Source organism: Sphingobium sp. TomTYG74, from assembly GCF_055393875.1.
The window spans coordinates 126,353-151,634 of the sequence record NZ_AP027342.1; the positions used below are offsets into that span (position 1 = coordinate 126,353).

Sequence of the window (25,282 nt, forward strand, 5' to 3'; positions counted from 1 at the left end):
CGATGAGCGAGCGAGCCGATATGGCCGAACCCCGGCCGGACGAACTGCCTGTTGACGAAAAGGCCGTCGAACAGGCGGAATCCCGTCATGATGAGGACGACCGGCTGAGGCCGGACTTTGTTTCCGCCGTGCTGGACGCGGTGGAGGATGACGACCGCGACCGGGCGCGCGAGCTGGTGTCGCCGCTGCACCCGGCGGATATTGCCGACCTTCTGGAGCTTACCCCGTCAGACCGGCGTGGCGAGGTGGCGGCGGCGCTGGGCGATCTGGTCGGCGCGGAAGTGCTGTCCGAGCTGAACGACTATGTGCGCGACGACTTGCTCGACGCGCTGGAGCCGCAGCAGGTCGCGGACTTTGCCGCTGAACTCGACACCGACGATGCCGTCGCGATCATCGAGGATATGGAGGAGGCCGATCAGCAGGCCGTCCTCGATGCGATGGAGCCGGAAGATCGCGCGGCGATCGAAAGCGCGCTGGCCTATCCGGAGGAGTCCGCCGGTCGTTTGATGCAGCGCGATCTGGTCGCGGTGCCCGAACATATGACGGTCGGCCAGGTGATCGACTATCTGCGCGACAATCGTGACCTGACGACGGATTTCTGGGAAATCTTCGTGGTGGACGAGGCGCACAAGCCGATCGGCACCTGTCAGCTGAGCTGGATACTGACCTGTCCGCGCGCGATCGCGATGGCGGATGTCATGAAGCGCGAACAGACGCTGATCCCGGTCGATATGGATCAGGAAGAAGTGGCGCTGCGCTTCCAGAAATATGCGCTGATCTCCGCCGCTGTCGTGGATGCGAGCGGGCGGCTGGTCGGTATGATCACGGTCGATGACATCGTTCACATCATTTCCGAGGAAGCGGGCGAGGATATCTTGCGCCTGTCGGGTGCGGGCGAGGGCGACATCAACCAGCCGATCCTGGAAACGGTGCGGACGCGGCTGTCCTGGCTGGTGGTGAACCTGGGCACGGCGGTCCTGGCGGCGTCTGTGGTCGGGCTGTTTCAGGAAACGATTTCCAAATATGTGGTGCTGGCGGTGCTGATGCCGATCGTATCCGGCATGGGCGGGAATGCAGGGACGCAGACCATGGCGGTGGCGGTGCGCGCGCTGGCCACCAATCAGCTGACCAGTTCCAACACGATCCGGCAGATTGCACGAGAGTTTCGGATTGCGAGCGCCAATGGTACGGCGCTGGGAATATTGATCGGCGTCGCGGTGGGGTTGATCTACGGCAATCATGACCTTGGCCTTGTCATTGCCATGGCGATGCTGATTAACAATCTGGTCGCGGGACTTGCCGGGATATTGGTGCCGGTGACGCTCGACCGGTTCGATATCGATCCGGCGGTGTCTTCGGCAGTGTTCGTGACGACAATGACCGATGTGATGGGCTTCTTTTCCTTTCTGGGGCTGGCGACGATCTGGGGTTTGTGACGGGGCTTGACCGTTCGCGTTCAGCGCCCATCTTCTGCTGATGCCGCTTCATCTCACCAAGATCGCCTTTGGCAGTGAAAGCCCTGCGACGCTGCGCGCCTGGCTGGAAAGTCATGGCGAAGAGGCGCGGTTGACCACGCGTTATTTGCCGAAGCGGGTGACGGAGATGGAGGGCGGGTCGCTTTACTGGATACATCAGCACCGGCTGGTGGGGCGCAGTCCGCTGATCGGGTTTCAGGAAACGGGGCAGGGGCGGTTCTGGATCAGGCTGGAGCCGCGACTGATCGCGGTGCGCGGTGCGCCGAAGCGGGCGCATCAGGGGTGGCGCTATCTGGAAGAGAAGGACGCGCCGCCTGATCTGGGGTCGGGCGAGGAGGATGATCTGGACGCTATGCCGCCCGCGATGCTGGGGGAGTTGGCGCGGTTGGGGTTGGTTTGATTTTCGTGGAAATAACGTCCGTTCGCCCTGAGCTTGTCGAAGGGCTCTACTTCTTGAATCCAGCATTTAAACCGAAGTGAAGGGCTTCGACAGGCTCAGCCCGAACGGAGGTGGGGTTTGTGTGCTGGCGGTCCGGCCCTGCGACAGGTTCAACTAAATGGGCGTGGTGGGTTAGGCAGCTTTGCCTTGAAGCGCTTTTTGGCGGCGCCTTTGCACCGAGGAGCCTATTCCCAAGGACTCTCGATATTTCGCAACCGTACGACGCGCGAGGTCCATGCCTTTGGCGCGGAGCAGATCGACTAGCGTGTCGTCGGACAGGATCGCGTCGGGCGCTTCGGTGGCGATCAGGGCCTTGATGTGGCTTTTTACCGCTTCGGCGGACACGGCGCCGTCGCCGCTGGCCGCCGCGACGCCGCTGGTGAAGAAATATTTGAGCTCATAGACGCCGCGCGGGCAGGATAGATATTTGTTCGACGTCACGCGGCTGACGGTGGATTCGTGCATGCCGATGGCTTCGGCCACCATTTTGAGCGTCAGGGGCTTTAAATGCGCGACGCCTTTGCGGAAGAAATCTTCCTGGCAGCGGACGATTTCGGTCGCGACCTTGATGATCGTCTTTTGCCGCTGGTCGAGCGCCTTCACCAGCCAGTTGGCGCTGGCGAGGCAGTCGGCGAGCCACGCCTTTGACGCGCGGTTCTGCGGGCCGGATGCGAGTTCCACATAATAGCTGCGGTTGATGAGCAGGCGGGGGAGGGTTGCGCTATTGATTTCGATCGACCAGCCATCGCGCGCCGGATTGACGAAGATGTCGGGGGTCACAGGCGCGGCGCGATCGGTGGAATAGCGCAGGCCAGGCTTTGGATCATAGCCGCGCAGTTCGCGGATCATGTCGGCCATATCGTCCTCATCCACGCCGCAGATGCGGCGCAGTTGGGGCAGGGCGCCACGGGCCAGCAGGTCGAGATTGTCGAGCAGCTTTGCCATGCAGGGGTCGTAGCGATCCGCCTCCTTAGCCTGAAGCGTCAGGCATTCGGCGAGTGAGCGGGCGCCGACGCCGGTGGGATCGAAGCTGTGGATCACGTCCAGCACCTCTTCCGCCTGCGCGAGCGGGACGCCGAGAGCGTGGGCGGTTTCGAGGAGGTTGGCTTCCAGATAGCCCGCCTCGTCAATCTGGCCGATCAATTGCGTGGCGATGAGCAGGTCCATGCCATCAAGAGCGCTGCGGGCCTGATCCATCAGATGTTCTTGCAGGCCAAGGTCGGGGTTGGCGAAGCTGTCGAAGTCTATGGCCTCGCCGCCGCCCTGAAGCATGTCGGAGCCGCCTGATCCCACGGCGCTGACGGCGCGGTCGGACGGGCCATCGTCGATGAAGGTTTCGGCGGTGTAATCCACATCAAGCGGTGCGTCGGACTCGGCGTGGCCCTGACCGATCAGGGCGTCAACTGCGCCGGTTTCGGGAGCGAGCGATGGGAGGTCGATCTGCGCGTCTATGCCATCAGCGGCGGGAGTGTTATCGAGGGGGCCGCCCGTCTCCAGCAACGGGTTTTTTTCAAGCTCAGCCGCGACGAAGGCGTCGATTTCGAGATTGGAGAGGGCCAGCAGTTTGATCGCCTGTTGAAGCTGCGGCGTCATAACCAGCGACTGGCTTTGCCGCAGGTCGAGACGAGGCCCGAGCGCCATCAGCCAAACCCTTTGCTGTCATGCTGAAGGGAAGGGCGGGGACCAGTCATCTCAGAGCGAGAAATTCTCGCCCAGATAGAGGCGGCGGACCTCGGCATTGGCGACCAGTTCGGTCGGGCTGCCGGTGAAGAGCACCTGCCCGCCATAGATGATGCAGGCGCGATCGACGATTTCCAGCGTCTCGCGGACATTATGGTCGGTGATGAGGACGCCGATTCCCCGCGTCTTGAGCTGCTTCACAAGGTCGCGAATGTCGGCGATGGACAGGGGGTCGATGCCCGCGAAAGGCTCGTCGAGCAGGACGATGGACGGATTGGCGGCAAGCGCCCGGGCGATTTCGCAGCGGCGGCGTTCACCGCCGGACAGCGCCATGGCGGACGAGTTAGCGAGCCGGGTGAGCCCGAATTCGTCGAGCAATTGGGCAAGGCGAGCGTCGCGGGCGGATTTGTCGGGCTCCGCCAGTTCCAGCACGGCACTGATATTCTGGGCGACGGTGAGGCCCCGGAAGATGGACGTTTCCTGCGGTAGATAGCCAAGGCCCAGGATAGCGCGGCGATACATGGGCAGGCCGGTGATGTCCTCACCGTCAAGGATGATGCGGCCATGATCCGGGCGCACCAGACCCATGACGGAATAGAAGCAGGTCGTCTTGCCCGCGCCGTTCGGGCCGAGCAGGCCGACCACCTCGCCCTTGCCCACCGTCAGCGATACGTCGGTCAGGACGGCGCGCTTGTCATAGCTTTTGGCGATGGAGACGACGGATAGGCCGTCGCTCACTTCCTGAGCGGACATGCGCGTACTGGCGCTCTGTCTATCCTGAATCACGACGTCGTCCATTACTCACCCTTGCTGCGACATGGTTAGCGCCGAGTAAAATACTCGCGCGGCCGAGGCAATTGGCAAGCTTTGTGCATGGGATGGCGCTCGGGGCAAGGGGAAAATCGGTGATCTTGGCATCCAGGGCGTCAAAAGCTTGATTTGGTGGGCTGCAGGGGTCAGGGCTGCCGCTGGTCGCGGCAAGTTGGGTCAAGCTGGGTGAAGAAGGCATGCTTGGTGCGGGAGCAATGATTTGGGCGGGGTGTTGATGGACGAGTCGATCACGCGGGCCGTAGGTGGCGCGCACGGGCAATTTCCCCACCGCACAGTCGCGGCGGCGCGGCGTTTTGCCGGACTGCGCACGACGCTTTATGCTGCGGTCAAACAGGAGGTAGCCGCCTGATGGGTGATGAAACTGGAACCCCCCGGTCGGGGCGCTTGCGATCATTGTTGTTCGTACCGGGTGACAGGCCCGAACGAATGCGCAAGGCGTTGGGAAGTGGCGCGGACGCCCTGATCCTCGACCTTGAGGATTCTGTCGCCATCGGCGCCAAGGTAGGCGCGCGGAAAGAGGTTGCGGCGTTCCTGAAGGAAGCTGCGGACAGCGAAGTCATGCTTTTCGTCCGGGTGAATCCGATTGATAGCGGACTGATCGATGCCGACCTCGACGCGGTGATCGATGGCCGCCCCGCCGGGATCATGTTGCCCAAGGCAGAGGGTGCGGCGTCGATCGGGGATTTGGATGAACGATTGCGCCAAAGGGGCGATGACCGGGCGCTGATACTGCCCATTGCCACGGAAACGCCCAAGGCGATCTTCCGATTGGGTGAATATGGCGATGTGGCGGGGCGGCTGGCGGGCCTTACCTGGGGTGCGGAAGATTTGCCTGCCGCGATTGGCGCCCTTTCCGCGCGGCATGCCGATGGCAGCTATACTCCACCTTATGAGATGGCGCGTGCGCTCACGCTATTTGCCGCCTGCGCGGCTGATGTGGCGCCGATCGAGACGGTGTATCCGGCGATTCGGGATTTGGACGGTCTCGCGGCCTATGCGCAGCGAGGCACGCGCGACGGTTTTCTGGGCATGATGGCCGTGCATCCTGATCAGGTTCCCGTGATCAATGCCGCCTTTACGCCATCGGAAGAGGAGATTGCGCGGGCACAGGCGGTAGTCGATGCCTTTGCGGCCAATCCCGGCGCCGGGGTCCTGACGTTGGATGGCAAGATGATCGACCGGCCTCATCTAAAAAAAGCGCAGGCGCTGCTGGCGCGCTGTTAAGTCCGGCCCGCTCGGCTTGACGGTCCCTCTCCCATATGGGAGAGGGTAGACATGGGTTCTCTCTGGGCTGATCAGAATGAGCTGTTCCTGCCTCTGGTGGACGGTATTCATGAAAGCCCGCCTTTTGGCGCTTTTATCCGCAATCTGGTGGGGCGCACCTATGCGCGGCGGGCTTTCCTGATCGTCTCACTGGCCAATGCCATGCCTGAGCAGGAACCGACCGTCATCCACATCGCCGCCCCGCGTGCGTCGCAGGAGCCGCCTCTGGATTTCCGGCGTCTGGAAGCCTTGCGCCTGCATCCTTATGGATCGCTGCGTCCGGGGCGCGTCTATGCGCTGGACGAGATGCTGAATTATGATGACGCGGATGAACTGGCGCGGCAGCGCGAGGCGCTGAATGAAATGAACATCCGCTATGGCCGATGGCTGCGCGTGGCAGCGGGCGGGGTGGCCGATGCACATTTCCTGCTGGTGAGAGAGCGGGAGGATTTTTCTGCGTCTGCCGTTGCCGTGCTGTCGAGCATTGCCCCGCATTTCGCTGCGGCGCTGCGGACGCTGGTGGCATTGATCGAGGCGCGATTGCAGGTTGCCATGGCGCAGGGCGCGCTGTCGCGGTTGGGCGTCGCGCAACTGGCGTTCGATTGGGGCGGTCGGGTGATGGCCGCTGATCCTGCGGCCGAGGCGATTCTGGCCTTTACGATCAAGCCGGGGCCAAGTCCGGAGCGGCGGTTGCAGTTGTTGCCCGACGCTACCCATGCGCTCAACCGGGCCTGCGCGGAAATGGCGTCGGCGCCGCCGGGCGCGACGCGGGTAATCCGGATCGACGATAGCAGGGATATCGACCTGCTGCTGCGCAAGTCGGACCTAGCGCTGAGCGAACCGTGCGCCTTGCCCGCTGTGATCGGCATAGCGCGTACCGCCCGTCGCGAACCTGCGCAGGCGGCGGCGGGGACTTTGGCGGCGCTGCATGGTTTGTCGGGCAGCGAGGCGGCACTCGCTCACGCGCTGAGTTTGGGCGAGAGCATCGTTGGAGCGGGTGAGCAGCTTAATCTGACCACGGAAACGGCGCGTAACTATTCCAAGCGGATATATGAAAAGACGGGGGCGAAGGGGCAGGCGGATCTGGTGCGGCTGATCCTCACCGGGCTGGCACCCTTTGCGTGATGGTGGGCGATCCAGCCATTTCCGCTGTTTTGAAACAGCAGATTTTTCGCCGTTCGGCTGCAAGTTTCGCGGCCTGTCGTCTGGCGCTTTGACGGAAAAGTGGATAAAGGGCCGCCCAATGCTACGCATATCAATTTGGAGGGGCAGGCGACTATGAGCAATAAGAAGGCAGCCCTCGAAGGCATCCGCGTCATCGACATGACTCGCGTGCTGGCCGGACCCGTGGGCGCGCAGATATTGGGCGACCTGGGCGCCGACGTGATCAAGGTGGAACGTCCGGGCGTCGGAGACGATGGCCGGGTCTATGGTCTTGCCGAGGTGAAGGGCAAAGATGGAATGAATGTCCGCCAAGCGGGCTTTTTCACGGCGGCTAACCGCAACAAGCGGTCGATTACGCTGAACCATAGCAAGCCCGAGGGGCAGGAAATCCTGCGCAAGCTGGTGGAGACGGCCGACGTCCTGATTGAAAATTACAAAGTCGGTGATCTGAAGCGGTTCGGGCTGGATTATGAGAGCCTGAAGGCGATCAACCCGCGCCTTATCTATTGTTCGGTGACAGGCTTTGGCCAGACGGGGCCGATGGCTGCGCGGCCGGGCTATGATGGTTTGTTTCAGGCGACGGGCGGGATGATGGCCGTCACCGGCATTCCGGATGGGCAACCGGGAGCCGGGCCGCTCAAGGCGGGACCGAGCCTCGTTGATTTCATCACCGGCCATAATGTCGCCATTTCCATATTGGCGGCACTCCAGCATCGTAACCAGACTGGTGAAGGGCAGCATATCGATATCGCCCTTCTGGATAGTTCGGTGGCGATGGTCAGCCATATCATGCAGGATTATCTGCTGAGTGGCGTGGTCCCGCCACGCCTGGGCAATGGCGGCAATGGCGGTGGTCCCGCCGATCTCATTCATACCAAGGATGGCATGCTGTATCTCACCGCTGGCGGCGACGAGCATTGGCGGCGATTGACGGTGCTGATGGGCCAGCCTGAACTATATCAGGATCCCCGCTTCGATGAGAATTTCAAGCGCGGCAAGTTGAACCGTCTGGAGCTGATGGACATCATCAATGAATGGAGCCGTGGCTTCACCTCTGAAGAGCTTCAGGCGAAGTTCGATGAGGTGAGCATTCCCGCCGCGCGCTACAATGAGCTGCCTGAGGTTTGGGAAGATCCGCAGGTCCAGCATCGCGGTCTTCGGGTGACGACGCCGCATCCTTGGGCGGAGGTCGGTACGGTCGATCTGATCGGAAGTCCGCTGGCTAATATGTCGGAGTCTCCGGCGACGATCCGCCGCGCGCCGCCGCTTCTGGGCGAACATAGCGCCGAGGTTCTGGGTGAGCTTGGCTATGACGAAGCGCGCATCGCCGAACTGCAAGAATCGAAGATCATCTGATCGGGTGGCTCCGGCGGCTCTTATGGGGCCGCCGGATATTCCTCACCCTCTAGGTTCTCTTGGCATAGCTAGTCCGCGTTCAGCGATGATGTTGCGCTGGATCTGGTCTGTTCCGGCATAGATGGTGTCGGACCGAGACATGAGGTGCATGGTGGTGAGGGGTCCCATGCGTTCGTCGTTGACGCCGATTTCGCCTGGTTGGCCCATGACCTCCATGGCGAGGTCGCCGAGGGCGACGTGCCAGCGGGACCAGTAGAGCTTGTAGGTGTAAGCGGCGCCGGAGAGGTCTGCGCCTTCGCCGTCGGAGAGCATGCGCAGGCCGTTGTAGCGCATGATCTTGAGGCCCGCATGGGCGGTGGCGATCTTCTGGCGGGTGAGGGGGTCTTGTGCCTTGCCGTTGGCTTTGGCGATGGCGATGATCTCATCGAGTTCGTTGCGGAAGTGCATCTGCTGGGCCAGCGTGGAGACCCCGCGTTCGAACCCAAGGAGGGCCATGGCGACCTTCCAGCCTTCGCCTTCTTCGCCGATGCGGTCGATCGCGAGCGCCTGCGCGCCATCGAAGAACACCTCGGCAAACTCGGCCTCGCCGGTCATCTGGCGGATCGGGCGGGCATCGACCCCGGGCTGGTCCATCGGGACCATGAGGAAGGAGAGACCCTTGTTGCCGACGCTGCCCGGCGTGGTGCGGGCAACCACGAAGCACCAGTCGGCGATGGTGCCCATCGAGGTCCAGATCTTCTGCCCGTCGATGATGTATTTGTCGCCTTCGAGACGGGCCTTGGTCTTGACGTTGGCAAGGTCGGAGCCCGCGCCGGGTTCGGAATAGCCCTGGCACCAGATGGCGCGGCCATGGGCGATGTCGGGGAGGAACCGGGCCTTTTGCTCCTCGGTGCCCATGGCGAGCAGCGTGGGGCCGAGCAGTTCTACGCCCAGATGCCCGGCGCGCGGCGGACCTTTCGCGCGGGCATATTCCTCGGCGAAGATGATCTGCTGCGCGATCGAGGCATTGCGCCCGCCCCATTGCTCAGGCCAGCCCACGACGCTCCAGCGCGCAGCCCCGAGGGCTGCTTCCCAGGCGCGGCGTTCCTCGACATTATCGACCTGGTTGGTCTGGCCGCGAATGGATTTGAACGGGCCTGCGAGCTGTTCGTTGAGCCAGCTCGCGGCCTCCTCGCGGAAGGCTTTGAGTTCAGGGGCGAAGGCGAGTTGCATGGATCAGGCGACCTCGAACAGACCGGCCGCGCCCATGCCGCCCGCGACGCACATGGAGACGACCACATATTTGACGCCGCGGCGTTTGCCTTCGATGAGGGCATGGCCAACGAGGCGGCTGCCGGTCATGGCGAAGGGATGGCCGATGGCGATGCCGCCGCCATTGACGTTGAGCTTTTCGGGGTCAATGCCGAGGGTGCGCTGGCAATAGATCGCCTGGTTGGCGAAGGCTTCGTTGAGTTCCCACAGGCCAATGTCGTCGATCTTCAGACCCGTGCGCTCGAGCAGCTTGGGGATGGCGAACACCGGGCCGATGCCCATCTCGTCCGCGCCGCAGCCTGCGACCTGGAAGCCCCGATAGATGCCGAGGATGGGCAGGCCTTCCTTCTGCGCGGTGGCGAGGTCCATGACCACCTGGGCCGAGGCGCCGTCGGACAGCTGGCTGGCATTGCCTGCGGTGACATGCTTGCCTTCCTTGATGACCGAGCCGTTCTTGAACACGGGCTTCAGTTCGGCGAGCTTTTCATAGGTCGTGCCTGCACGGATGCCCTCGTCCTTGGTCAGGGTCAGCTCTTCCTTGCCGGTCTCATTGCCTTCCTTGTCGAACAGGGCCTTGGTGACCGTGATCGGCACGATCTCGTCATCGAACTTGCCTGCTGCCTGGGCGGCGGCGGCGCGCTGCTGCGACTGGGCGGCGAACCGGTCCTGATCCTCGCGCGAAATGCCGTAACGCTCGGCAACGATCTCGGCGGTCTCGATCATCACCATATAGGCGTTGGGATCGCGCGCCTTGATGAACTCGGAGCGGTTGCGGAAGGCGGGATAATGCTTGTCGATGGTGAGCGAGACATTCTCGACGCCGCCCGAGACGGCGCAGTCGATCTCGTTGGCGATGATGCCGCGCGCAGCAAAGGCGAGCGCGTTGAGGCCAGACGAGCATTTGCGGTCCATCGAGAAGCCGGCGGTGGTGTCGGGCAGGACCGATCCGTGGACGGTCAGGCGGCCGACATTGTAGCTTTGCGTGTTCCACTGGTTGGCGACGCCCAGATACACGTCATCGACGCGGGCGGGATCGATCCCGGCGCGGGCGATGGCGGCGTCCACGACATGCGAGGACATGAACGGCGCTTCGGTGTCGTTGAACGCGCCGCGATAGGCTTTGCCGACGCCAGTGCGGGCGGTGGAGATGATGGCTGCTTCACGCATGTGTATCGATCCTTGGATTAAAAGCCGTGCATGTTGGTGGGACCCCAATAGGCGCGCATTTCGACGACCTCATTGGCTTCGTTGAAGCGGAAGGTGTCGATGACGTCGATGCGCTTGTGGCCGCCATCATAGTTGAGGTTCACCGAGAAGGGGAAGACGGCATAGTCGCCCGCGACCCGGACCGGGCCTTCAAGCTTCAATTTCGCGCCGGTCTTCATGGACTCGGCATAGAAGGCGCGGATCGCCTCGCGGCCATGGTGGATGGGGGAGCCGATCGGGTCTTCGACCGTCGCGTCTGGGGCATAGAGGGCGGCCACCTGGTCGGCGCTGCCCGCCTCGAACGCGGCGACATAGGCGTGGACGGCGGCTTCCATCTTGACGGGATCAGGCATGGTTTTGGCTCCAACGGGATTGGCGGCGAGAAGGCAGAGGGCGAGGGCGGCGCCCAAGCTCAGCTTTCCGGAAAATAGCGGTTGATGGTGTCGACCACGCAGGCGGGCTTGTCTTGTCCTTCGATCTCGACGGTGACGCGGATCACGGCCTGAATGGCGCCGCCCTTCACTTCCTCGACCGAGACGATCTCGCCGGTACCGCGAATGCGCGAGCCCACGACCACTGGACTGAGGAAGCGGGTCTTGTCCATGCCGACATTGACCCCTGCGGAGAAGCGGCGGACCTCGATGATCTGCGGCATGAACAGGTTGACGAGGGCAAGCGTCAGATAGCCATGGGCGATGGTGGCGCCGAACGGACCGTCCTTGGCGCGCACCGGATCGACATGGATCCACTGATGGTCGCCTGTGCAGTCGGCAAAGGCGTCGATGCGTGACTGGTCGATGGTGAGCCAATCGGCGGTGTCGAGCTTGACGCCCTCCTGCCCCAGCAGCGCGCGCGGCGTTTCGAAGATGGTTGCCATCGCGTCAGGCCCGCTGGCTGGAGACCGCGACGATCTCGCCGGTCATGTAGGAGGAGAGATCAGAGGCAAGGAACATCATGACGTTGGCGATTTCCCAGACCTCGGCGGGGCGCTTGAAGGCTTCCTTCTCGACGAGCTTGTCCAATGCTTCCTGGGTCGTCACCTTGGCGAGGAACGGGTGCATGGCAAGGCTTGGCGAGACCGCATTGATGCGCACGCCATGTTCGGCCGCCTCGATCGCGGCGCAGCGGGTGAAGGCCATGACCCCTGCTTTCGCGGCGGCATAATGAGCCTGGCCCTTTTGCGCGCGCCAGCCCAGCACCGAGGCGTTGTTGACCATGACGCCCGACTTGTTGGCGTACATCGACGGCAGGAAAGCGCGGGTCATGCGGAACAGCGAGGTCAGCGTCACGTCGAACACGCGCGCCCACTGCTCGTCGGTCATGTCGACGATGTCGGCCTCGCCGCCCAGGCCCGCATTGTTGATGAGGACATCGACCTTACCCAATGCGGAGAGCGATGCATCGCGCAAGCCCTGCACGGCTTCCTCGCTGGTGACGTCGCACACAAATACAGCGGGGCGCTCGACCTTGGCTTCGTCGGCGATGCGGTCGGCCGCTTCATTGAGGCGGCGTTCGTGGAAGTCGCTGATGAGGAGCTTTGCCCCTTCTTCCGCCGCGCGCTTGGCGGCGGCAAAGCCGATGCCGGTGCCAGCGGCCGCAGTGACGACCACGGTCTTGCCCTTGAGCATGCCGAGCGGGGTCGGATAGGGGGGAACAGGCGAGGTCGGGGTCATGCGGCGTCCTTCATGATGATCTTGGCGAGCGCTTCGCGATGCTGGTCGGGGGTTCCGAGCCAGCTGGCGCAAGCTCTGGCGCGCTTGAAATAGAGGTGGGCGTGATGTTCCCAGGTGAAACCGATGCCGCCATGGAGCTGGATGGCATCGCCCGAAACCGAGCAATAGGCGTCGGTGACATAGGCGCGCGCGGCATGGGCGGCTTCGGCCAGTTCCTCGCCATTTTCGTCGATCGCGGCGGCGGCATAATAAGCGGCCGAGCGCGAGGCTTCGACGAGCAGCATCATGTCGGCGAGCATATGCTTGTAGGCCTGGAAGGAGCCGATGAGGCGGCCGAACTGGACGCGCTGCTTGGCATAGTCGACCGTGGCGTCGAGGCTGTACTGCATGCCGCCGGTCTGTTCGGCGGCGAGCAGGCCTGCGCCGATGGTGAGGGTGCGTTCGATTGCGGCCTTGGCGCTGCCGGGCGCGCCGAGGATCATGGCGTCGGTCACGTCGCAATCGAAGCTCAGCGTGGCAAAGCGGCGGGTGCGGTCGAGGCTGGGGAGTGCTTCGATGGCAAGGCCGGGGGCGTCCGCTTCCAGCACGACGAGGCTGTCGTCGGCGGTGGCCACGACGATCAGCTGCGCGACATGGGCGAAGGTTGCGAACTCCGCCGTGCCGGTCAGCTTGCCGTTCGACAGGGTCGGGCGGCTTGCGGTGCCCGCGAAGCTGGCGCGCGTGCCCGACGCGAGGCGGGGCAGCAGCGCCGCCTTCTGCTCTTCGCTGCCTGCGGCGAGCACCGCTTGCACCGCAAGTACGGCGGTCTCGAAGAAGGGGACGGGTGCGAGCACCCGGCCGGTTTCCTCGAGCACCAGCGCCATTTCGACCGCGCCCAGGCCCAGGCCGCCAAAGCCTTCCGGGATCATGAGCCCGGTAAAGCCCATTTCGGTGAGGCTGGCCCACAGGCTCTCGTCAAACCCGCTCGCCCCTTCGACGGCGGCGCGGATGACGTCGGGGTTGGCGGCGTCGGTCAGGAAGTCACGCGCCGTTTCCTGGATCGCGCGCTGGTCGTCGCTGAGCGCGAAGTCCATCAGGCGGCTCCGTAAACGGGCTTTGCAGGCTCGCGGGTCTGGAGGAGCCCGCGCACGATCGCGTCCATCTCGCTCGCTTCAATCCGCGCGCCCTTGTCGAAGGCGGGGCTGTCGGTCCAGCCCTGCGAGAGGAAGACCTGACCGCCTTTCAGCTCGAACACCTGACCGGTCACCCCCTTCGACTGTTCGGAGACGAGATAGGCGACCAGCGGGGCCATGTTTTCGGGCGCGAACAGGTCGAACTCGCCTTCCTTTGCGTCCATGTCGAACGCGCCGGTATTGGTCATGCGGGTGCGGGCATTGGGCGCGAGCGCATTGGCGGTGATGCCGAGACGGCCCAGCTCGGCGGCCTGCACCAGGGTGAGCGTCGCGATGCCGCCCTTGGCCGTCGAATAAGCCGACTGGCCGACCGAGCCCTGCAGGCCTGCGCCGGAGGTCGTGTTGATGATGCGCGCATCGACCGGGTTACCGGCCTTCGCCTCAGCGCGCCAATATTCGGCGGCGTGACGCGAGGTGCAGAAATGGCCGCGCAGATGGACGCGGATCACTGCATCCCATTCTTCGGGGGAGCAGGTGAAAAACATGCGGTCGCGCACGAAGCCTGCATTGTTGACCACGGCATGAAGCGCGCCGAAGCTGTCGAGGGCTTGCTCGACCATGCGCTTGCCCGATTCCCATTCAGCGACGTCGTCGGTGTTGGCGACGGCTTCCCCGCCCATCGCGCGGATCTCGTCCACGACCTGCTCGGCCGCGCCCTTGGTCGCGCCTGCCTCGCCATGGGTGCCGACGCCAAGGTCATTGACGACGACCTTGCAGCCTTGTGCGGCGAGGCCCAGCGCATAGGCTTTGCCAAGGCCATTGCCCGCCCCGGTCACGATCGCAACACGTCCTTCGCAGATACCCACTTTGTCTTACTCCTTGGCTATAGCATCTTGAGCGGCGCGCTCTTCGCGCAGTTGCGCGGTTGCGCCCGAAAGCCGCACGGCGACGGCCTCTGACTGGCTGCGCTGGCTTAGCCGCTCCGGGGTCGCCTGGCTGAGCGGCTGCGCTTCGACAAGCTCGGTGAGCGCGGCGCGGGCGAGCTTCTGATACTCCCCCTCGCCATTGTTGCGCCAGGTCACCTGCTGCGGCTCGAAACTCTTGACGACCTTGGCGGGATTGCCCGCGACCAGGCTGCGCTCGGGCGTCACCGTGTCGGACTTGACGAGGGCAAGGGCGGCGACGAGATTTTCCGCGCCGATCACCGCATTGTCGAGGATCACCGCGTTCATGCCGATCAGGGCATTTTCGCCGATCTCGCAGCCATGGATGATCGAGCCATGGGCGATGGTCGCGCCCCGGCGGATGATGGTGTCGCGCAGCTGGTTGGCATGGACCGACACATTGTCCTGGATCGAGCTGTCGCCTTCCACCACGATCCGCCCGAAATCGCCCCGCAGCGAGGCGCCGGGCGCGATGAAGCAGCCCGGCCCGACGATCACGTCACCGATCAGCGAGGCGAGCGGATGGACGTAGCTCGATGGATCGACCACGGGGGTGATCCCCTGATAGGCGTAGGCGGGCATGGGACGCGCTTTCCCGTCAGAGCCGCTCGATGATGGTGACGTTGGCCTGGCCGCCGCCTTCGCACATGGTCTGGAGGCCATAGCGGCCGCCGGTGCGCTCAAGGGCGTTGAGAAGCGTCGTCATGAGCCGCGCGCCGGTGGCGCCGATCGGGTGACCAAGCGCGATCGCGCCGCCCTGCACATTGACCTTTTCGTGCGGGATAGCGAGTTCCTTCATCCAGGCCATGGTGACGCTGGCGAACGCCTCATTGCATTCGAAAAGGTCGATGTCGGCAATGCTCATGCCCGCCTTTTTGAGCGCATATTGCGTCGCCGGAATGGGGCCGGTCAGCATCCATACCGGGTTGGCGGCGCGAACCGACAGGTGATGGATGCGCGCGCGGGGCGTGAGACCATGGTCCTTCACCGCCTGCTCGCTGGCGATCAGCAGCGCGGCGGCGGCGTCGCAATTCTGGCTGGCTACCCCTGCGGTGATGATGCCGCCTTCATTGACCGGCTTCAATGACGCGAGGCCCTCCAACGATGTGGTCGGGCGGATAGTTTCGTCGCGGGCCAGGCCCTCAAGCGCCACCACTTCCTTGTCGAACCAGCCATTGTCCCAGGCCGCCTGCGCGCGCTGGTGCGACGCGAGCGCGAACTGCTCCATCGCTTCACGGCTGATGCCCCATTTGTCGGCGATCATCTCGGCGGACTTGATCTGGTTGACCTCTTCCATGCCATAGCGCTCGACCCAGCCCTTCGACCCGTGGAAGGGGCTGTCGAAGCCATATGCCGCGCCAGCGATCATCGCCGCCATGATCGGAATCTGGTTCATCGCCTGGCTGCCGCCCGCGACGACCAGATCCTGCGTGCCGCTCATCACGCCCTGCGCGGCGAAGTGGACGGCCTGCTGGGAGGAGCCGCACTGGCGGTCGACGGTGACGCCGGGCACTTCTTCAGGCAGGCCAGCGACCAGCCAAGCGGTGCGACCGATGTCGCCCGCCTGTCCGCCGATGGTTTCGGTGCAGCCCCACACCACGTCATCGACGCCCGCCGGATCGATGCCGGTGCGCTTCACCAGTTCGCGGATCGGGTGCGCGCCAAGGTCGGCGGGATGGACGGCGGCGAGGCTGCCCTTCTTGCGGCCGATGGGCGAACGGACGGCATCGACGATATAGGCTTCAGGCATGTTCAAGCTTCCTGCTTTTGTCCAGCGTCTCTGGCAAAGGTCTGGTCCGGCCCCATGGGCTGGGTGAAGATGCGCGTGGCGATGCGCGCGCGGTGAGTGGCGGGGGTGCCCCAGCTTTGCGTCAGGGCAAGGGCGCGTTTCAGGAACAGGTGGACGTCCACCTCCCAGCTATAGCCCATCGCGCCATGCACCTGGATCGAGGCTCGGGCGGCCTTGTCGGCGGCTTCGAGCGCGACCAGCTTGGCATGGCTGACGCGGGCGCGGGCTTGCGTGTCGCGCGCGCTGATTTCGGCGGCGGCGGCGGCGATCACGGGCTTGGCGAACTCGATCGCGACCTGGGCGGACGCCAGGTGATGCTTGACCGCCTGATAGCTGCCGATGGGCTTGCCGAACTGCTGGCGTTCCTTGGCATAATCGACGGCGAGGTCGACCGAACGCTGGGCAAGGCCGAGGCCAAAGGCGGCGTTGAAGAGGGCGGCGCGGTCGAAGGCGAGGTCCCAGTCGGCCTTGCCCAGAGCCGTCGCCTTCTCCTTGCTCCACTCGACCGAAAAGAGGCGGCGGAAGGGATCGATGCTCGGCTGCGCCGTCAGCGTCACCTGATCGGGCGTGGCGAGCCAGGCCTCGCCATCGGCATGCAGGAGGATGCCGCCTGCGCTGTCGGCATTGGCGACATAGGGGTTCGACGGATGCTGGATGGCGATCGTCGCATTGGGATCGCTGAGCAGTTCATGCTCGGGTGCCAACGCGGCAAGCAAGGGCGCGGCGACGCCTGCGCTCTCGATCAGCGGCTCAGGCAGAGCAACATAACCGGCCTCCTGCGCGATCAGGGCAAAGTCGGTCTCGGCAAGCCCGATGCCGCCCGCTTCTTCGGGCAGCAGCACCAGGGTGAGGCCGGTCTCGACGATCGAGGCCCAGCGCGCATCGTCGCGTGCGACGCCCGCTTCCATCATCTTGCGCCAATGATCGGGCGTGCAGCTGTCGGCGAACAGGGTTCGCGCCGTCTCGGCGAACATCAGCTGTTCATCGCTGAGGGTGAAATCCATTTCTCTGTTCCCCCTTAGCGCGGCAGGCCGAGCATGCGCTCGGCAATGATGTTGCGCTGAATCTCGTTGGAGCCCGCATAGATGGGTCCGGCGAGCGCGAAGATATAGTCGTCGATCCAGTCGACGGCCCCAGCGCCGGGCGCTTCGTGCGTCAGTTCGGCCTGCGGCCCCAATATGGCGAGCGCGGTTTGCGTCAGGTGAATGTCCAATTCCGACCAGAAAATCTTGTTGGTCGAGGCTTCCGGCCCGATCTTGGCGCCCGCCATCAGCCGCGATGCGGTCTGGTAGATGTTGAGCGCATAGGCGTCGGCATTCATGTGCGCGCGCACGACATCGGCTTCGAGCGCGGGGTCGGCGGTTTCCTTGTTCGCCTGCCACAGTTCCGCAAGCTTGCTTGCCGCCACCTGGTAGCGGGCGGGCGAGCGCAGCATGAGGCCGCGTTCAAAGCCTGCTGTCGCCATGCAGATATGCCAGCCCTGACCCTCGTCGCCGAGGCGATTGAAGGCGGGGACGCGGACATTTTCGAGGAAAATCTCGGCAAAACCGACATGGCCGTTGATCTTCTTGATCGCGTTGACCGTCACGCCCGGCGCGTTCAGCGGGAAGAAGATGAGGCTCATTCCCTTGTGGCGCTCGGAGCCCGGCTCGCGGAACAAGCCGAAGGCCCAGTCGGCGAACACCGCGCGGCTCGACCAGATTTTGTGGCCGTTGAGGATATAGTCGTCGCCATCCCGAACCGCCGTCGCGCGCACGCCGGCAAGGTCTGAGCCCGCCATCGGTTCGGACCAGGCTTGCGCCCAGATTTCCTCGCCCGACGCCATCTTGGGCAGGAAGCGCTGCTTCTGCTCATGGGTGCCGAATTCGATCAGCGTCGGACCCAGCAGGAAAATGCCATTCTGGTTGACGCGGCCCGGCGCACCCGCGCGATAATATTCTTCCTCGAAAATCAGCCACTGGATGAGGTCAAGGCCGCGCCCGCCATATTCCTTGGGCCATGTCACCATGCCCCAGTCGCCGGACTTCAGGGTCTTTTCCCATTGGCGGTGGGCCTCGAAACCCTCGCGCGTGGCGTCGAAATGCTCCAGCGGCTCGCCGGGCACATGGGCTTCGAGCCAGGCGCGGACTTCGGCGCGGAACGCCTGCTGCTCGGGGGTGTAAGTGAGGTCCATCAGAATTTCGCCGCGCCCTTGTTCTCCACGAAGGCGTCGCGCGCCTTCTGGCTGTCTTCATGCATGTACATTTCGAGCGTGAAGCCTTGTTCGATCCGGTAATGGGCCGAGGGGTCGGTGGGCTCGATCAGGTTGAGCGCCTGCTTGGCGATGACCAGCGCGGCGCGGCTCTTGGACGCGATCACCTCGCAAAAGGCGTAGGCCTCGTCCCTGAGCTGCTCCAGCGGCACCACCTTGTGCACCGAACCGTGACGGTAGGCGTCTTCCACCGGAATGCGCCCGCCGGTGAAGAAATTGGCGCGCACCATCTGGACCGGGAGCATGCGGCTCATGAAGGCCGCGCCGCCCATCGCGCCGCGATCGATCTCAGGCAGCGAGAAATAGGCCCCCTCCGCCGCGATCAGCGCGTCGCACGCGCCCGCGATATTGACGCCGCCGCCGATAACGAAGCCATGCAGCGCGCCCACCACGGGGATCGCGCATTCGCGGATCGCCTTGAAGGTCAGGTAATTATCCTTGTTCAATTTGGCGATGCGCTCGGGGTGGGCCGCCATCTCCTTGATGTCGACGCCGCCGCAGAAGCCCCGGCCTTCCGCGCGGATCAGGATGCACTTCACATCTTCGTTCGCCGCAGCTTCGTAAACCATGGCCGGGATCGATTCCCAACCCTTGGTGTCGAAGGCGTTGACCGGGGGATGGTCGAACAGGATTTCGGCGATGGCGCCCTTGATGGTCAGCGTGATCGGCATCTTTTAAGTCCCTTTTCCTCAGGCGGCGCTGGCGGTTTCGCGGCCCATCGCGGCGAGCGCGGCCAGGCGGTCATGCGCCTCTTCGACGATGCGGTCGACCAGCTGTTGGCAGGTCGGGACCTCGCTAATCCGCCCGCCCACGACGCCGGTCGCCATCACGCCATGTTCGATGTCGCCATCGACCACCGCCTTCTGGATCAGCATCGGCATGGTCGCGGCCATCATCGCCTGCTTCAATGGCATCGCGCCATGCGCGGTCATGCCGCGCGCCGACTTGATGAAATCCATCCAGCTCGCGCCGGTCTGCTTCTTCATCGCCATGCCCGCCTCGATCGCGCGCAGCCACATGCCCAATGACCCGGACTTTTCGATCCGGTCCATCAGCTTGGTGCGGACCATCCGCTGCGGGATGCCGTCGAGCTTGGTGGTGACGACGATCCGGTCGGTCGAGGCTTTGAGATATTCCGCCTTGGCGCTGTCAGGCACCGGGCTTTCCTTGGTCAGCAGGAAGCGCGTGCCCATGGCGATGCCGACCGCGCCATAGGCAAGCGCGGCGGCAAGGCCGCGCCCGTCGGCAAAGCCGCCGCTGGCGATCACCGGCACGTTCACTGCGTCCAATACTTGGGGAAGCAGCACGGTGGTCGGCACCGACCCCGTATGCCCGCCGCCTTCGCCGCCCTGTACATTGACCATGTCGACGCCCAGTTCGACCATCTTCTGCGCATGTTTGACCGCGCCGACGGTGGGGATGCACAGGATGCCCGCATCCTTGAAACGGCCGATCATCTTGGTATTGGGGCCACGGCCAAAGCTGACCGCGCGCACCTGATCCTTGTTGGCGAGGATCAGCTCGACAATCTGGTCGGCGCCGGGCTGAAAGCTGTGGAAGTTGACGCCGAAGGGCTTGTCGGTGCCTTTGCGCACGGCGAGGATTTTTTCGCGCGCTTCGTCCGGCGTCATCACCGCTGCGCCCAGAAAACCGAACGCGCCTGCATTGCTCGACCCGATCACCAGCGAAGGCTCGGCGACCCAGCCCATCGCGGTCTGGATGATCGGCCAGCGGCAGCCAAGCCGTTCGGTCAATATGGTGTGCAGCGGATCGCCCATCATTCGCTCGCCTGTTTCTTATTCGCTTCCGCCATCTTCTTGGCGTCCAGGCCCGCGATCGAGCTGCCCTGGACCAGGTCATTCTGGGCATGGGCGAAATGGTGCATATGATATTGCGCCTCCATCGCGTTCCTCTTGCCCATCAGCTCCTCGACATGGTTGATCGCCTGCTTGGTGAGCCAGTTGCCGAGGCGCGGCTGCGCCACCAGCTTGGCCGCGAGTCCCGCGACGGTCTCGCGCAGCGCCTCGCGCGAGACGATCTTGTTGACCATGCCGAAGCTCTCGGCCCTTTGCGCGCTCATTCGTTCGCCCAAAAGGAGGAATTCCTTGGCGACGCGCGGGGGGAGCTCATAGGCATGGGCGAAATATTCAACGCCCGGTATCCCCATGCGGTTGACCGGGTCCTGGAAGAAGGCGTCGTCGGTGGCGACGATGAGGTCGCACACCCAGGCGAGCATCAGCCCGCCCGCGACGCACGCGCCCTGCACCATCGCGATGGTCGGCTTGGGCGCGTCGCGCCAGCGGCGGCACATGCCGACATATTGCTCCTTCTCGCGGGTATAGAGCAATTCAGCGGCGGGCTTGTTGACATGGCCGGGCACCAGCAGCCGGTTCTCGAAATGCTGGTGCACGTCGCGGCCGGGCGTGCCGATGTCGTGGCCTGCCGAGAAATGCTTGCCGTTGCCGCCCAGCACGATCGCGCGCACATCGTCATCGTTCACGGCGCGCACGAACGCGTCATCAAGCGCATAGGTCATCTGGCCGTTCTGGGCATTGTTGAAGCCCGGACGGTTCATCATGATCCATGCGACGTTGTCGATCACCTCATAGGTGACCGGCTCGTCCGTCTCGTAAACAATGTCGACCTGCTGCGGTTCGACCAGGCGGTCGGTCTCGTTCATCTCAGGCTGCCCTTCTGTCTCCGGCCGGGTTGTCCTTGAACACGGTGGCACGGACGTTGTTCGGGTCGATCTTGGCGATCAGTTCCAGCTGCTCGGCCGTCGGTGCAGGGGTGGTCGGGATTTCGCCATCGACCTTTGCCAGCGGGAAGCCGGTATTGTCCTGTACCTCCTCGAAGGTGACGCCCGGATGCAGCGAGATCACGCGGATCTGGTGATCGGGGCCGCCAAAATCCATCACGCACAAATTGGTGATGATGCGGCGCAGGTCCAGACCCTGGGGCGGACCGCCATTGCGGTAGCGCGCCGGGTTGTAGCCCGCCATGCAGACGAAATCGACTTCGCCTTCCACGAACGCACGCTTGTTGTGGTTCTGGAAGAAGAAGCTGTTGGGATGGCTGATCGAATTGCCCGGAAAACCGCGCGCGCCCAGCATCGCTGCCTTGGGCTTCTTATGATCGCCGATCACCGAAATGTTCGCCTGGCCGAAGCGGTCGATCTGCACCGGCCCGACCAGTGCGTGACGGCGTCCGCTCCACAGCGCGGAAAACACGCGGTCATAATTGGCGATGCCTTCGAACTCAGGCTCGGCGGTACGCTTACCGGGGCCGACTGGCTCGCTGGTGTACCAGGCCTCGCCATCGGTGGTCTGGATCGCGGGCGCAAAGCTCAGCTTGGCCAGACCCGCACCGATGCGGGGCAGGGGGCCGATGCCGGTCGCCATCACTTCACCATCGTCGCGCCAGACTTCGGCGCAGGCGGCGATGACCAGTTCGGCGAGCGAATAGCTATTCTGGGTCATGTCAGTCTCGCTCAGTAAATGGGGACGGGCAGTTGCTTGACGGCGTCCGCGCCGCCGATCGCTGCCTGATAATCAGCTTCGGACACGTCGATATATTTCGCCTTATACTCGGCCCACGCTTCGGGCGAGGCGGCGCTTTCGACATAGGTCTTGATGTGCTTGAGATCGAGCTGATAGTCGGGATCGGCGCTCGACGGATGCGCGCCCAGCGGCGCCTCGGCCACGCCGGTGATCATCGCCCGCTCGACCAGATTGTAGCGGCTGTTCTTCTTCATATCGAGCTGCGCCGTCGGTACGATCTTCTCGACCGTGGCGTAGCTCCTGGTTGCCGCACGCACCAGCAGTTCGTCGAACAGCGCGTCCTTGCTCAGCGTCAGGAGGTTGCCGCGCTCGTCGGAACGGTGGGCGTGGATCAGCGCGATGTCGGGCACCAGCGCGGGCATGGCGACGAATTCCTCGCCATCGGCATAGGGGCTCTTCACGAATTTGAAGTCGAAGCCGTCTTGCGTGATGATGTCGGTGCCGATGCCGACGCGGGTCGGCAGGAAGGGCAGCTTCATCGCGCCTGCGCGCAGGCCCCAATGATACATGCCTTCGTCCAGCTCCAGCACCTCGAAGCTGCCTGCCTGGCGGGCGTTGCGGAAATGCGGCTCAAGCGGATAATGGTCGAGGCTGGCAAAGGCGAAGACCAGCTTTTTGATCTTGCCGGTGGCGGCGAGCAGGCCGATGTCCATGCCGCCATAGCCCGCCATGACGGTGAGGTCTTTCAGGTTCGACCGGGCGATGGCGCGAATGAGCGCCATGGGCTTGCGGCGCGTGGCCCACCCGCCGATGCCGATGGTCATCCCGTCGGAAATCTGGTCGACGATGTCGTCCACCGTCATGCGCTTGTCGAGCATAATGTCAGTCATCCTTTTGCGTCAGTCCTGCTCATGAGCCCATTTATGGCCCCAGTCGCTTACAGAAAGGCTGGTGGTGGGGACCCATGTCGCCGGGTCTATTACCAGGCCGTTCCAGCCATATTCGATGTCAAATCCACCCGGCGTCTGCATGTAGAAGCTGGTCATCTTGTCGTTGACATGACGGCCAAGCGTCGCCGAGAGCGGCACCTTGCCCTTGCTCTTCAAGACCCGGTCATAGGCGCGGCCGACATCCTCAAGGGAGCCGACCTCGAGCATCATGTGGACAGCGCCATTGGGGCTTTCAGGCAGCTGGCCGAGCGCCAGGCTGTGATGGCGCGGGTTGCAGTGCAGGAAAGCAAAGCCCACGCCCGGATCGTCTGCGCCGCCGCCCATCAGGTAGAAGCGGCCAAGGTCGGTGTCGCCAAAGCCCATGACGTCCTTGTAGAAGCTGTGGGTCTCGTCGAAATTGGGGGCGGTCAGCACGACATGGCCCATCCCCATGTCGCCGTCCGCGCCGTCCGGGCTGCCGGTGACGAAACGGCTGACGCCTGCGGGCGAGACGAAGGGGGCATAGTCGACGAAGCGGCCGTAGAAGATTTCCATCGGATTGCCCGCAGGGTCCGATGAACGGGCCAGTTCATAGACCTGACGGCCACGTGCTTCCATGACGCCCGCCCGTTCCACCGGACGGCCTGCTGCCTCGAGGCGGGTCAGCACCGATTCGAAGGCGTCACGATTCGCGCATTCCCAGCCCGGCGCCACGAAGCGGTCGGCCGCGCCTTTCTGCACCATGAGGCGCCAGGGCCGGTCGTCCATGCGGAACAGTGCGACGTCTTCGTCCGGCGAAGGAGCCGCCATCAGTCCTGCGATATTGCAGGCAAAATCCTGCCACGGCCCGAGCTCCCGCGCCTCGATCACCACATAGCCTAGCGATATCACTGCCATTTCAAGCGCCTCGCCTTCTTTCCTGTCTGCCAGCCATGCTCTGCCGCAGAGCGTTGCAAAATGACCTTCCCCATACGCATATGGCAAGCGCTGCCGCCTGTTTTGCACTTGCTGGGGGAGGCGCAGTTAAGCGCGCTCACGAGCTTATGGCAATTCGTTCCCAATCCGCCTATAAGCAACGGCCCAAATGCGCAAGCCCTGTTTGCCTTGACAGTTTGCGTAATAGCAGTTTACATAATCTACGCATATAGCAAATCTGAAGCAGAGTCGCCTACAATGGAGAAGATCATGACCGGGGCAGTAGCAAGCCGACCCATTGACGAGGCGAATGCCGGGATACCTTCGCCCGAAAGCCTGATCGCTAAGGCCAAGGCGATGATCCCGGTGCTGCGCCAGCGCGCGCGCGCCTGCACCATCGCCCATGACGTGCCCCCCGAGACCGTCGCCGAGATGAAGGCGGCCGGCTTCTTCCGCGTGCTCCAGCCCAAGCGCTACGGCGGCTATGAGATGCACCCCAATGTCTTCTTCGAGATCCAGAAGGCGTTGGCGCAAGGCTGCATGTCGACAGGCTGGATCTACGGCGTGCTGGGCTGCCACCCCTATGAACTCGCCCTCTTCCATGACGAGGCGCAGAAGGAAGTGTGGGGCGATAACCCCGACATGCTCGTCTCCTCCACCTATCAGCCGGTCGGCAAGGTGGAAAAGGTCGAAGGCGGCTTCTATCTTTCGGGCCGCTGGGGCTTCTCGTCGGGCTCCTCCCATTGCGGGTGGGTGCTGCTTGGCGCGATCAACTTCGACACCGATGGCGGCCCGCCCGACATGCGCACCTTCCTCTTGCCGCGTTCCGACTATCAGGTGATCGAGGGCACCTGGGACACGTTCGGCCTCCAGGGCACCGGCAGCTTCGACATCCTCGTCGAGCGCGTGTTCGTGCCCGAACATCGCACCCACAGGGCCAGCGACGGCTTTGCCGGGACCAATCCGGGCCAGGAAACCAACACCTCCCCGCTCTACCGCATCCCCTGGGCGCAGCTCTTCATCCGCTCGGTCTCCAGCGCCGCCTTTGGCGGCATCCGCGCCGCCACTGGCGCTGCGATGGAGATCATGGGCAGCCGCGTCTCGACCAACACCGGCAAGGCGTCCAAGGCCGACCCCCATCTCCACGCCGCCATCGCCCGCGCGATCGCCGAGACCAATGAGATGGAACTGACGCACAGGACCACGTTCAACGAGCTGATGGGTTATGCCGAGCGCAACGAGCCGGTGCCGATGGAAAAGCGCGCGCTCTTTGCCTATCAGTCCGCCAGCGTCGTGCGCCGCATGGCCGAGCTCGCCGACGGCATGGTCAAGCTGCTGGGCGGCCGGGCGGTCTATATGTCGAGCCCGATCCTCCAGCCCTGGCTCGACCTCCACGCCGCGCGCGCCCATGTCGCCAATGACCCGGCCAACCGCACCAGCGACGTCATCGGCACGATCAATGGCGAACCGCCCGCCTTCACCTTCATCTGACCATCTGGCATCT

At 63.9% G+C, this 25,282-nt stretch carries 26 protein-coding genes; 7 read left to right on the forward strand and 19 right to left on the reverse strand.

What is annotated here, in order from left to right; genetic code table 11:
• Positions 1 to 2 precede the first annotated feature (2 nt).
• Both mgtE and ACZ5TB_RS13695 read left to right on the forward strand, forming a co-directional pair.
• Positions 3 to 1,436 carry a magnesium transporter gene (gene mgtE / locus ACZ5TB_RS13690; RefSeq protein WP_464793020.1) on the forward strand — a complete coding sequence of 478 codons (1,434 nt, stop codon included), beginning with the start codon at positions 3 to 5 and terminating at the stop codon, positions 1,434 to 1,436.
• A gap of 40 nt (positions 1,437 to 1,476) precedes the next feature.
• Positions 1,477 to 1,875 (forward strand): DUF1489 family protein, encoded by a 399-nt coding sequence (locus ACZ5TB_RS13695; protein WP_464793021.1) that lies wholly within the window; start codon positions 1,477 to 1,479, stop codon positions 1,873 to 1,875.
• A gap of 171 nt (positions 1,876 to 2,046) precedes the next feature.
• Here the strand turns inward: ACZ5TB_RS13695 and rpoN are convergent, their stop codons facing one another.
• Entirely contained in the window at positions 2,047 to 3,555 is a 1,509-nt protein-coding gene (rpoN, locus tag ACZ5TB_RS13700; protein ID WP_464793022.1) for an RNA polymerase factor sigma-54, read from the reverse strand.
• Positions 3,556 to 3,606: 51 nt separating this feature from the next.
• On the reverse strand, positions 3,607 to 4,392 hold the full coding sequence (gene lptB, locus ACZ5TB_RS13705; RefSeq protein WP_464789627.1) for an LPS export ABC transporter ATP-binding protein: 786 nt from the start codon (positions 4,390 to 4,392) through the stop codon (positions 3,607 to 3,609).
• 232 nt (positions 4,393 to 4,624) lie between these two features.
• Between lptB and ACZ5TB_RS13710 the strand changes: the two genes are divergently transcribed.
• From ACZ5TB_RS13710 to ACZ5TB_RS13725, 4 genes are all read left to right on the forward strand, one after another.
• Positions 4,625 to 4,774 (forward strand): hypothetical protein, encoded by a 150-nt coding sequence (locus ACZ5TB_RS13710; protein ID WP_464793023.1) that lies wholly within the window; start codon positions 4,625 to 4,627, stop codon positions 4,772 to 4,774.
• On the forward strand, positions 4,774 to 5,649 hold the full coding sequence (locus ACZ5TB_RS13715; RefSeq protein ID WP_464793024.1) for an HpcH/HpaI aldolase/citrate lyase family protein: 876 nt from the start codon (positions 4,774 to 4,776) through the stop codon (positions 5,647 to 5,649). Before ACZ5TB_RS13710 ends, ACZ5TB_RS13715 begins: the two co-directional genes overlap by 1 nt.
• A 51-nt stretch (positions 5,650 to 5,700) precedes the next feature.
• Positions 5,701 to 6,813, forward strand: coding sequence for a helix-turn-helix transcriptional regulator (locus ACZ5TB_RS13720; protein ID WP_464780103.1), 1,113 nt, complete (start codon positions 5,701 to 5,703; stop codon positions 6,811 to 6,813).
• A gap of 153 nt (positions 6,814 to 6,966) precedes the next feature.
• Positions 6,967 to 8,208 (forward strand): CaiB/BaiF CoA transferase family protein, encoded by a 1,242-nt coding sequence (locus ACZ5TB_RS13725; protein ID WP_464793025.1) that lies wholly within the window; start codon positions 6,967 to 6,969, stop codon positions 8,206 to 8,208.
• A 42-nt stretch (positions 8,209 to 8,250) separates the two neighbouring features.
• Here ACZ5TB_RS13725 and ACZ5TB_RS13730 read toward each other — a convergent pair whose 3' ends face one another.
• Genes ACZ5TB_RS13730 through ACZ5TB_RS13810 form a run of 17 tightly spaced genes read right to left on the reverse strand, consistent with a single transcriptional unit; the run spans position 8,251 to position 23,760 of the window.
• Positions 8,251 to 9,420 (reverse strand): acyl-CoA dehydrogenase family protein, encoded by a 1,170-nt coding sequence (locus tag ACZ5TB_RS13730; RefSeq protein WP_464792679.1) that lies wholly within the window; start codon positions 9,418 to 9,420, stop codon positions 8,251 to 8,253.
• 3 nt (positions 9,421 to 9,423) lie between these two features.
• Positions 9,424 to 10,626 carry an acetyl-CoA C-acyltransferase gene (locus tag ACZ5TB_RS13735; RefSeq protein ID WP_464792678.1) on the reverse strand — a complete coding sequence of 401 codons (1,203 nt, stop codon included), beginning with the start codon at positions 10,624 to 10,626 and terminating at the stop codon, positions 9,424 to 9,426.
• A gap of 17 nt (positions 10,627 to 10,643) precedes the next feature.
• Positions 10,644 to 11,018 (reverse strand): steroid Delta-isomerase, encoded by a 375-nt coding sequence (locus tag ACZ5TB_RS13740; protein ID WP_464792677.1) that lies wholly within the window; start codon positions 11,016 to 11,018, stop codon positions 10,644 to 10,646.
• 59 nt (positions 11,019 to 11,077) lie between these two features.
• Entirely contained in the window at positions 11,078 to 11,542 is a 465-nt protein-coding gene (locus tag ACZ5TB_RS13745; RefSeq protein ID WP_464792676.1) for a MaoC family dehydratase, read from the reverse strand.
• Between the two features lie 4 nt (positions 11,543 to 11,546).
• Positions 11,547 to 12,338 carry an SDR family oxidoreductase gene (locus ACZ5TB_RS13750; RefSeq protein WP_464792675.1) on the reverse strand — a complete coding sequence of 264 codons (792 nt, stop codon included), beginning with the start codon at positions 12,336 to 12,338 and terminating at the stop codon, positions 11,547 to 11,549.
• A complete protein-coding gene (locus tag ACZ5TB_RS13755) occupies positions 12,335 to 13,411 on the reverse strand; it encodes an acyl-CoA dehydrogenase family protein (RefSeq protein WP_464792674.1) in 1,077 nt (358 codons plus the stop codon). The genes ACZ5TB_RS13750 and ACZ5TB_RS13755 overlap by 4 nt, the downstream gene beginning before the upstream one ends.
• Complete coding sequence (locus tag ACZ5TB_RS13760; protein WP_464792673.1) at positions 13,411 to 14,316, reverse strand: SDR family oxidoreductase; 906 nt, start codon at positions 14,314 to 14,316, stop codon at positions 13,411 to 13,413. The genes ACZ5TB_RS13755 and ACZ5TB_RS13760 overlap by 1 nt, the downstream gene beginning before the upstream one ends.
• Before the next feature lie 6 nt (positions 14,317 to 14,322).
• Positions 14,323 to 14,976, reverse strand: coding sequence for a gamma carbonic anhydrase family protein (locus ACZ5TB_RS13765; protein WP_464792672.1), 654 nt, complete (start codon positions 14,974 to 14,976; stop codon positions 14,323 to 14,325).
• 16 nt (positions 14,977 to 14,992) lie between these two features.
• Complete coding sequence (locus tag ACZ5TB_RS13770; protein ID WP_464792671.1) at positions 14,993 to 16,144, reverse strand: acetyl-CoA C-acetyltransferase; 1,152 nt, start codon at positions 16,142 to 16,144, stop codon at positions 14,993 to 14,995.
• A gap of 2 nt (positions 16,145 to 16,146) precedes the next feature.
• A complete protein-coding gene (locus ACZ5TB_RS13775; protein WP_464792670.1) occupies positions 16,147 to 17,187 on the reverse strand; it encodes an acyl-CoA dehydrogenase family protein in 1,041 nt (346 codons plus the stop codon).
• Positions 17,188 to 17,201: 14 nt separating this feature from the next.
• Positions 17,202 to 18,356 carry an acyl-CoA dehydrogenase gene (locus ACZ5TB_RS13780; protein ID WP_464792669.1) on the reverse strand — a complete coding sequence of 385 codons (1,155 nt, stop codon included), beginning with the start codon at positions 18,354 to 18,356 and terminating at the stop codon, positions 17,202 to 17,204.
• Positions 18,356 to 19,105 (reverse strand): enoyl-CoA hydratase family protein, encoded by a 750-nt coding sequence (locus ACZ5TB_RS13785; RefSeq protein ID WP_464792668.1) that lies wholly within the window; start codon positions 19,103 to 19,105, stop codon positions 18,356 to 18,358. Before ACZ5TB_RS13785 ends, ACZ5TB_RS13780 begins: the two co-directional genes overlap by 1 nt.
• A gap of 18 nt (positions 19,106 to 19,123) precedes the next feature.
• The gene (locus ACZ5TB_RS13790) at positions 19,124 to 20,212 is read right to left on the reverse strand and encodes an NAD(P)H-dependent flavin oxidoreductase (RefSeq protein WP_464793255.1); all 1,089 of its coding nucleotides are present in this window, start codon (positions 20,210 to 20,212) and stop codon (positions 19,124 to 19,126) included.
• Positions 20,212 to 21,114, reverse strand: a complete 903-nt coding sequence (locus ACZ5TB_RS13795; protein WP_464792667.1) for an enoyl-CoA hydratase — start codon at positions 21,112 to 21,114, stop codon at positions 20,212 to 20,214. The genes ACZ5TB_RS13790 and ACZ5TB_RS13795 overlap by 1 nt, the downstream gene beginning before the upstream one ends.
• A 1-nt stretch (position 21,115) precedes the next feature.
• A complete protein-coding gene (locus ACZ5TB_RS13800) occupies positions 21,116 to 21,913 on the reverse strand; it encodes a CoA-transferase subunit beta (protein WP_464792666.1) in 798 nt (265 codons plus the stop codon).
• Positions 21,914 to 21,924: 11 nt separating this feature from the next.
• Positions 21,925 to 22,824: a CoA transferase subunit A gene (locus ACZ5TB_RS13805; RefSeq protein WP_464792665.1), complete on the reverse strand. Its 900-nt coding sequence runs from the start codon at positions 22,822 to 22,824 to the stop codon at positions 21,925 to 21,927.
• Positions 22,825 to 22,833: 9 nt separating this feature from the next.
• On the reverse strand, positions 22,834 to 23,760 hold the full coding sequence (locus ACZ5TB_RS13810; RefSeq protein ID WP_464792664.1) for a VOC family protein: 927 nt from the start codon (positions 23,758 to 23,760) through the stop codon (positions 22,834 to 22,836).
• A gap of 288 nt (positions 23,761 to 24,048) precedes the next feature.
• On the opposite strand from ACZ5TB_RS13810, the gene ACZ5TB_RS13815 reads away from it, so the two are divergent.
• Positions 24,049 to 25,269 carry an acyl-CoA dehydrogenase family protein gene (locus ACZ5TB_RS13815; protein ID WP_464792663.1) on the forward strand — a complete coding sequence of 407 codons (1,221 nt, stop codon included), beginning with the start codon at positions 24,049 to 24,051 and terminating at the stop codon, positions 25,267 to 25,269.
• The last annotated feature ends 13 nt before the right edge of the window (positions 25,270 to 25,282 follow it).

What these genes read in the sequence shown, in the direction of transcription:
- ACZ5TB_RS13730 (WP_464792679.1), bottom strand. Translation starts at nt 9,420, where the DNA reads ATGCAACTCGCCTTCGCCCCTGAACTCAAAGCCTTCCGCGAGGAGGCC.
- ACZ5TB_RS13815 (WP_464792663.1), top strand. Translation starts at nt 24,049, where the DNA reads ATGACCGGGGCAGTAGCAAGCCGACCCATTGACGAGGCGAATGCCGGG.
- ACZ5TB_RS13795 (WP_464792667.1), bottom strand. Translation starts at nt 21,114, where the DNA reads ATGAACGAGACCGACCGCCTGGTCGAACCGCAGCAGGTCGACATTGTT.
- ACZ5TB_RS13725 (WP_464793025.1), top strand. Translation starts at nt 6,967, where the DNA reads ATGAGCAATAAGAAGGCAGCCCTCGAAGGCATCCGCGTCATCGACATG.
- ACZ5TB_RS13720 (WP_464780103.1), top strand. Translation starts at nt 5,701, where the DNA reads ATGGGTTCTCTCTGGGCTGATCAGAATGAGCTGTTCCTGCCTCTGGTG.
- ACZ5TB_RS13745 (WP_464792676.1), bottom strand. Translation starts at nt 11,542, where the DNA reads ATGGCAACCATCTTCGAAACGCCGCGCGCGCTGCTGGGGCAGGAGGGC.
- rpoN (WP_464793022.1), bottom strand. Translation starts at nt 3,555, where the DNA reads ATGGCGCTCGGGCCTCGTCTCGACCTGCGGCAAAGCCAGTCGCTGGTT.
- ACZ5TB_RS13805 (WP_464792665.1), bottom strand. Translation starts at nt 22,824, where the DNA reads ATGACTGACATTATGCTCGACAAGCGCATGACGGTGGACGACATCGTC.
- ACZ5TB_RS13765 (WP_464792672.1), bottom strand. Translation starts at nt 14,976, where the DNA reads ATGCCCGCCTACGCCTATCAGGGGATCACCCCCGTGGTCGATCCATCG.
- ACZ5TB_RS13770 (WP_464792671.1), bottom strand. Translation starts at nt 16,144, where the DNA reads ATGCCTGAAGCCTATATCGTCGATGCCGTCCGTTCGCCCATCGGCCGC.
- lptB (WP_464789627.1), bottom strand. Translation starts at nt 4,392, where the DNA reads ATGGACGACGTCGTGATTCAGGATAGACAGAGCGCCAGTACGCGCATG.
- ACZ5TB_RS13810 (WP_464792664.1), bottom strand. Translation starts at nt 23,760, where the DNA reads ATGGCAGTGATATCGCTAGGCTATGTGGTGATCGAGGCGCGGGAGCTC.
- ACZ5TB_RS13800 (WP_464792666.1), bottom strand. Translation starts at nt 21,913, where the DNA reads ATGACCCAGAATAGCTATTCGCTCGCCGAACTGGTCATCGCCGCCTGC.
- ACZ5TB_RS13750 (WP_464792675.1), bottom strand. Translation starts at nt 12,338, where the DNA reads ATGACCCCGACCTCGCCTGTTCCCCCCTATCCGACCCCGCTCGGCATG.
- mgtE (WP_464793020.1), top strand. Translation starts at nt 3, where the DNA reads ATGAGCGAGCGAGCCGATATGGCCGAACCCCGGCCGGACGAACTGCCT.
- ACZ5TB_RS13735 (WP_464792678.1), bottom strand. Translation starts at nt 10,626, where the DNA reads ATGCGTGAAGCAGCCATCATCTCCACCGCCCGCACTGGCGTCGGCAAA.
- ACZ5TB_RS13790 (WP_464793255.1), bottom strand. Translation starts at nt 20,212, where the DNA reads ATGGGCGATCCGCTGCACACCATATTGACCGAACGGCTTGGCTGCCGC.
- ACZ5TB_RS13715 (WP_464793024.1), top strand. Translation starts at nt 4,774, where the DNA reads ATGGGTGATGAAACTGGAACCCCCCGGTCGGGGCGCTTGCGATCATTG.
- ACZ5TB_RS13785 (WP_464792668.1), bottom strand. Translation starts at nt 19,105, where the DNA reads ATGCCGATCACGCTGACCATCAAGGGCGCCATCGCCGAAATCCTGTTC.
- ACZ5TB_RS13740 (WP_464792677.1), bottom strand. Translation starts at nt 11,018, where the DNA reads ATGCCTGATCCCGTCAAGATGGAAGCCGCCGTCCACGCCTATGTCGCC.
- ACZ5TB_RS13695 (WP_464793021.1), top strand. Translation starts at nt 1,477, where the DNA reads ATGCCGCTTCATCTCACCAAGATCGCCTTTGGCAGTGAAAGCCCTGCG.
- ACZ5TB_RS13780 (WP_464792669.1), bottom strand. Translation starts at nt 18,356, where the DNA reads ATGGACCTCACTTACACCCCCGAGCAGCAGGCGTTCCGCGCCGAAGTC.
- ACZ5TB_RS13775 (WP_464792670.1), bottom strand. Translation starts at nt 17,187, where the DNA reads ATGGATTTCACCCTCAGCGATGAACAGCTGATGTTCGCCGAGACGGCG.
- ACZ5TB_RS13755 (WP_464792674.1), bottom strand. Translation starts at nt 13,411, where the DNA reads ATGGACTTCGCGCTCAGCGACGACCAGCGCGCGATCCAGGAAACGGCG.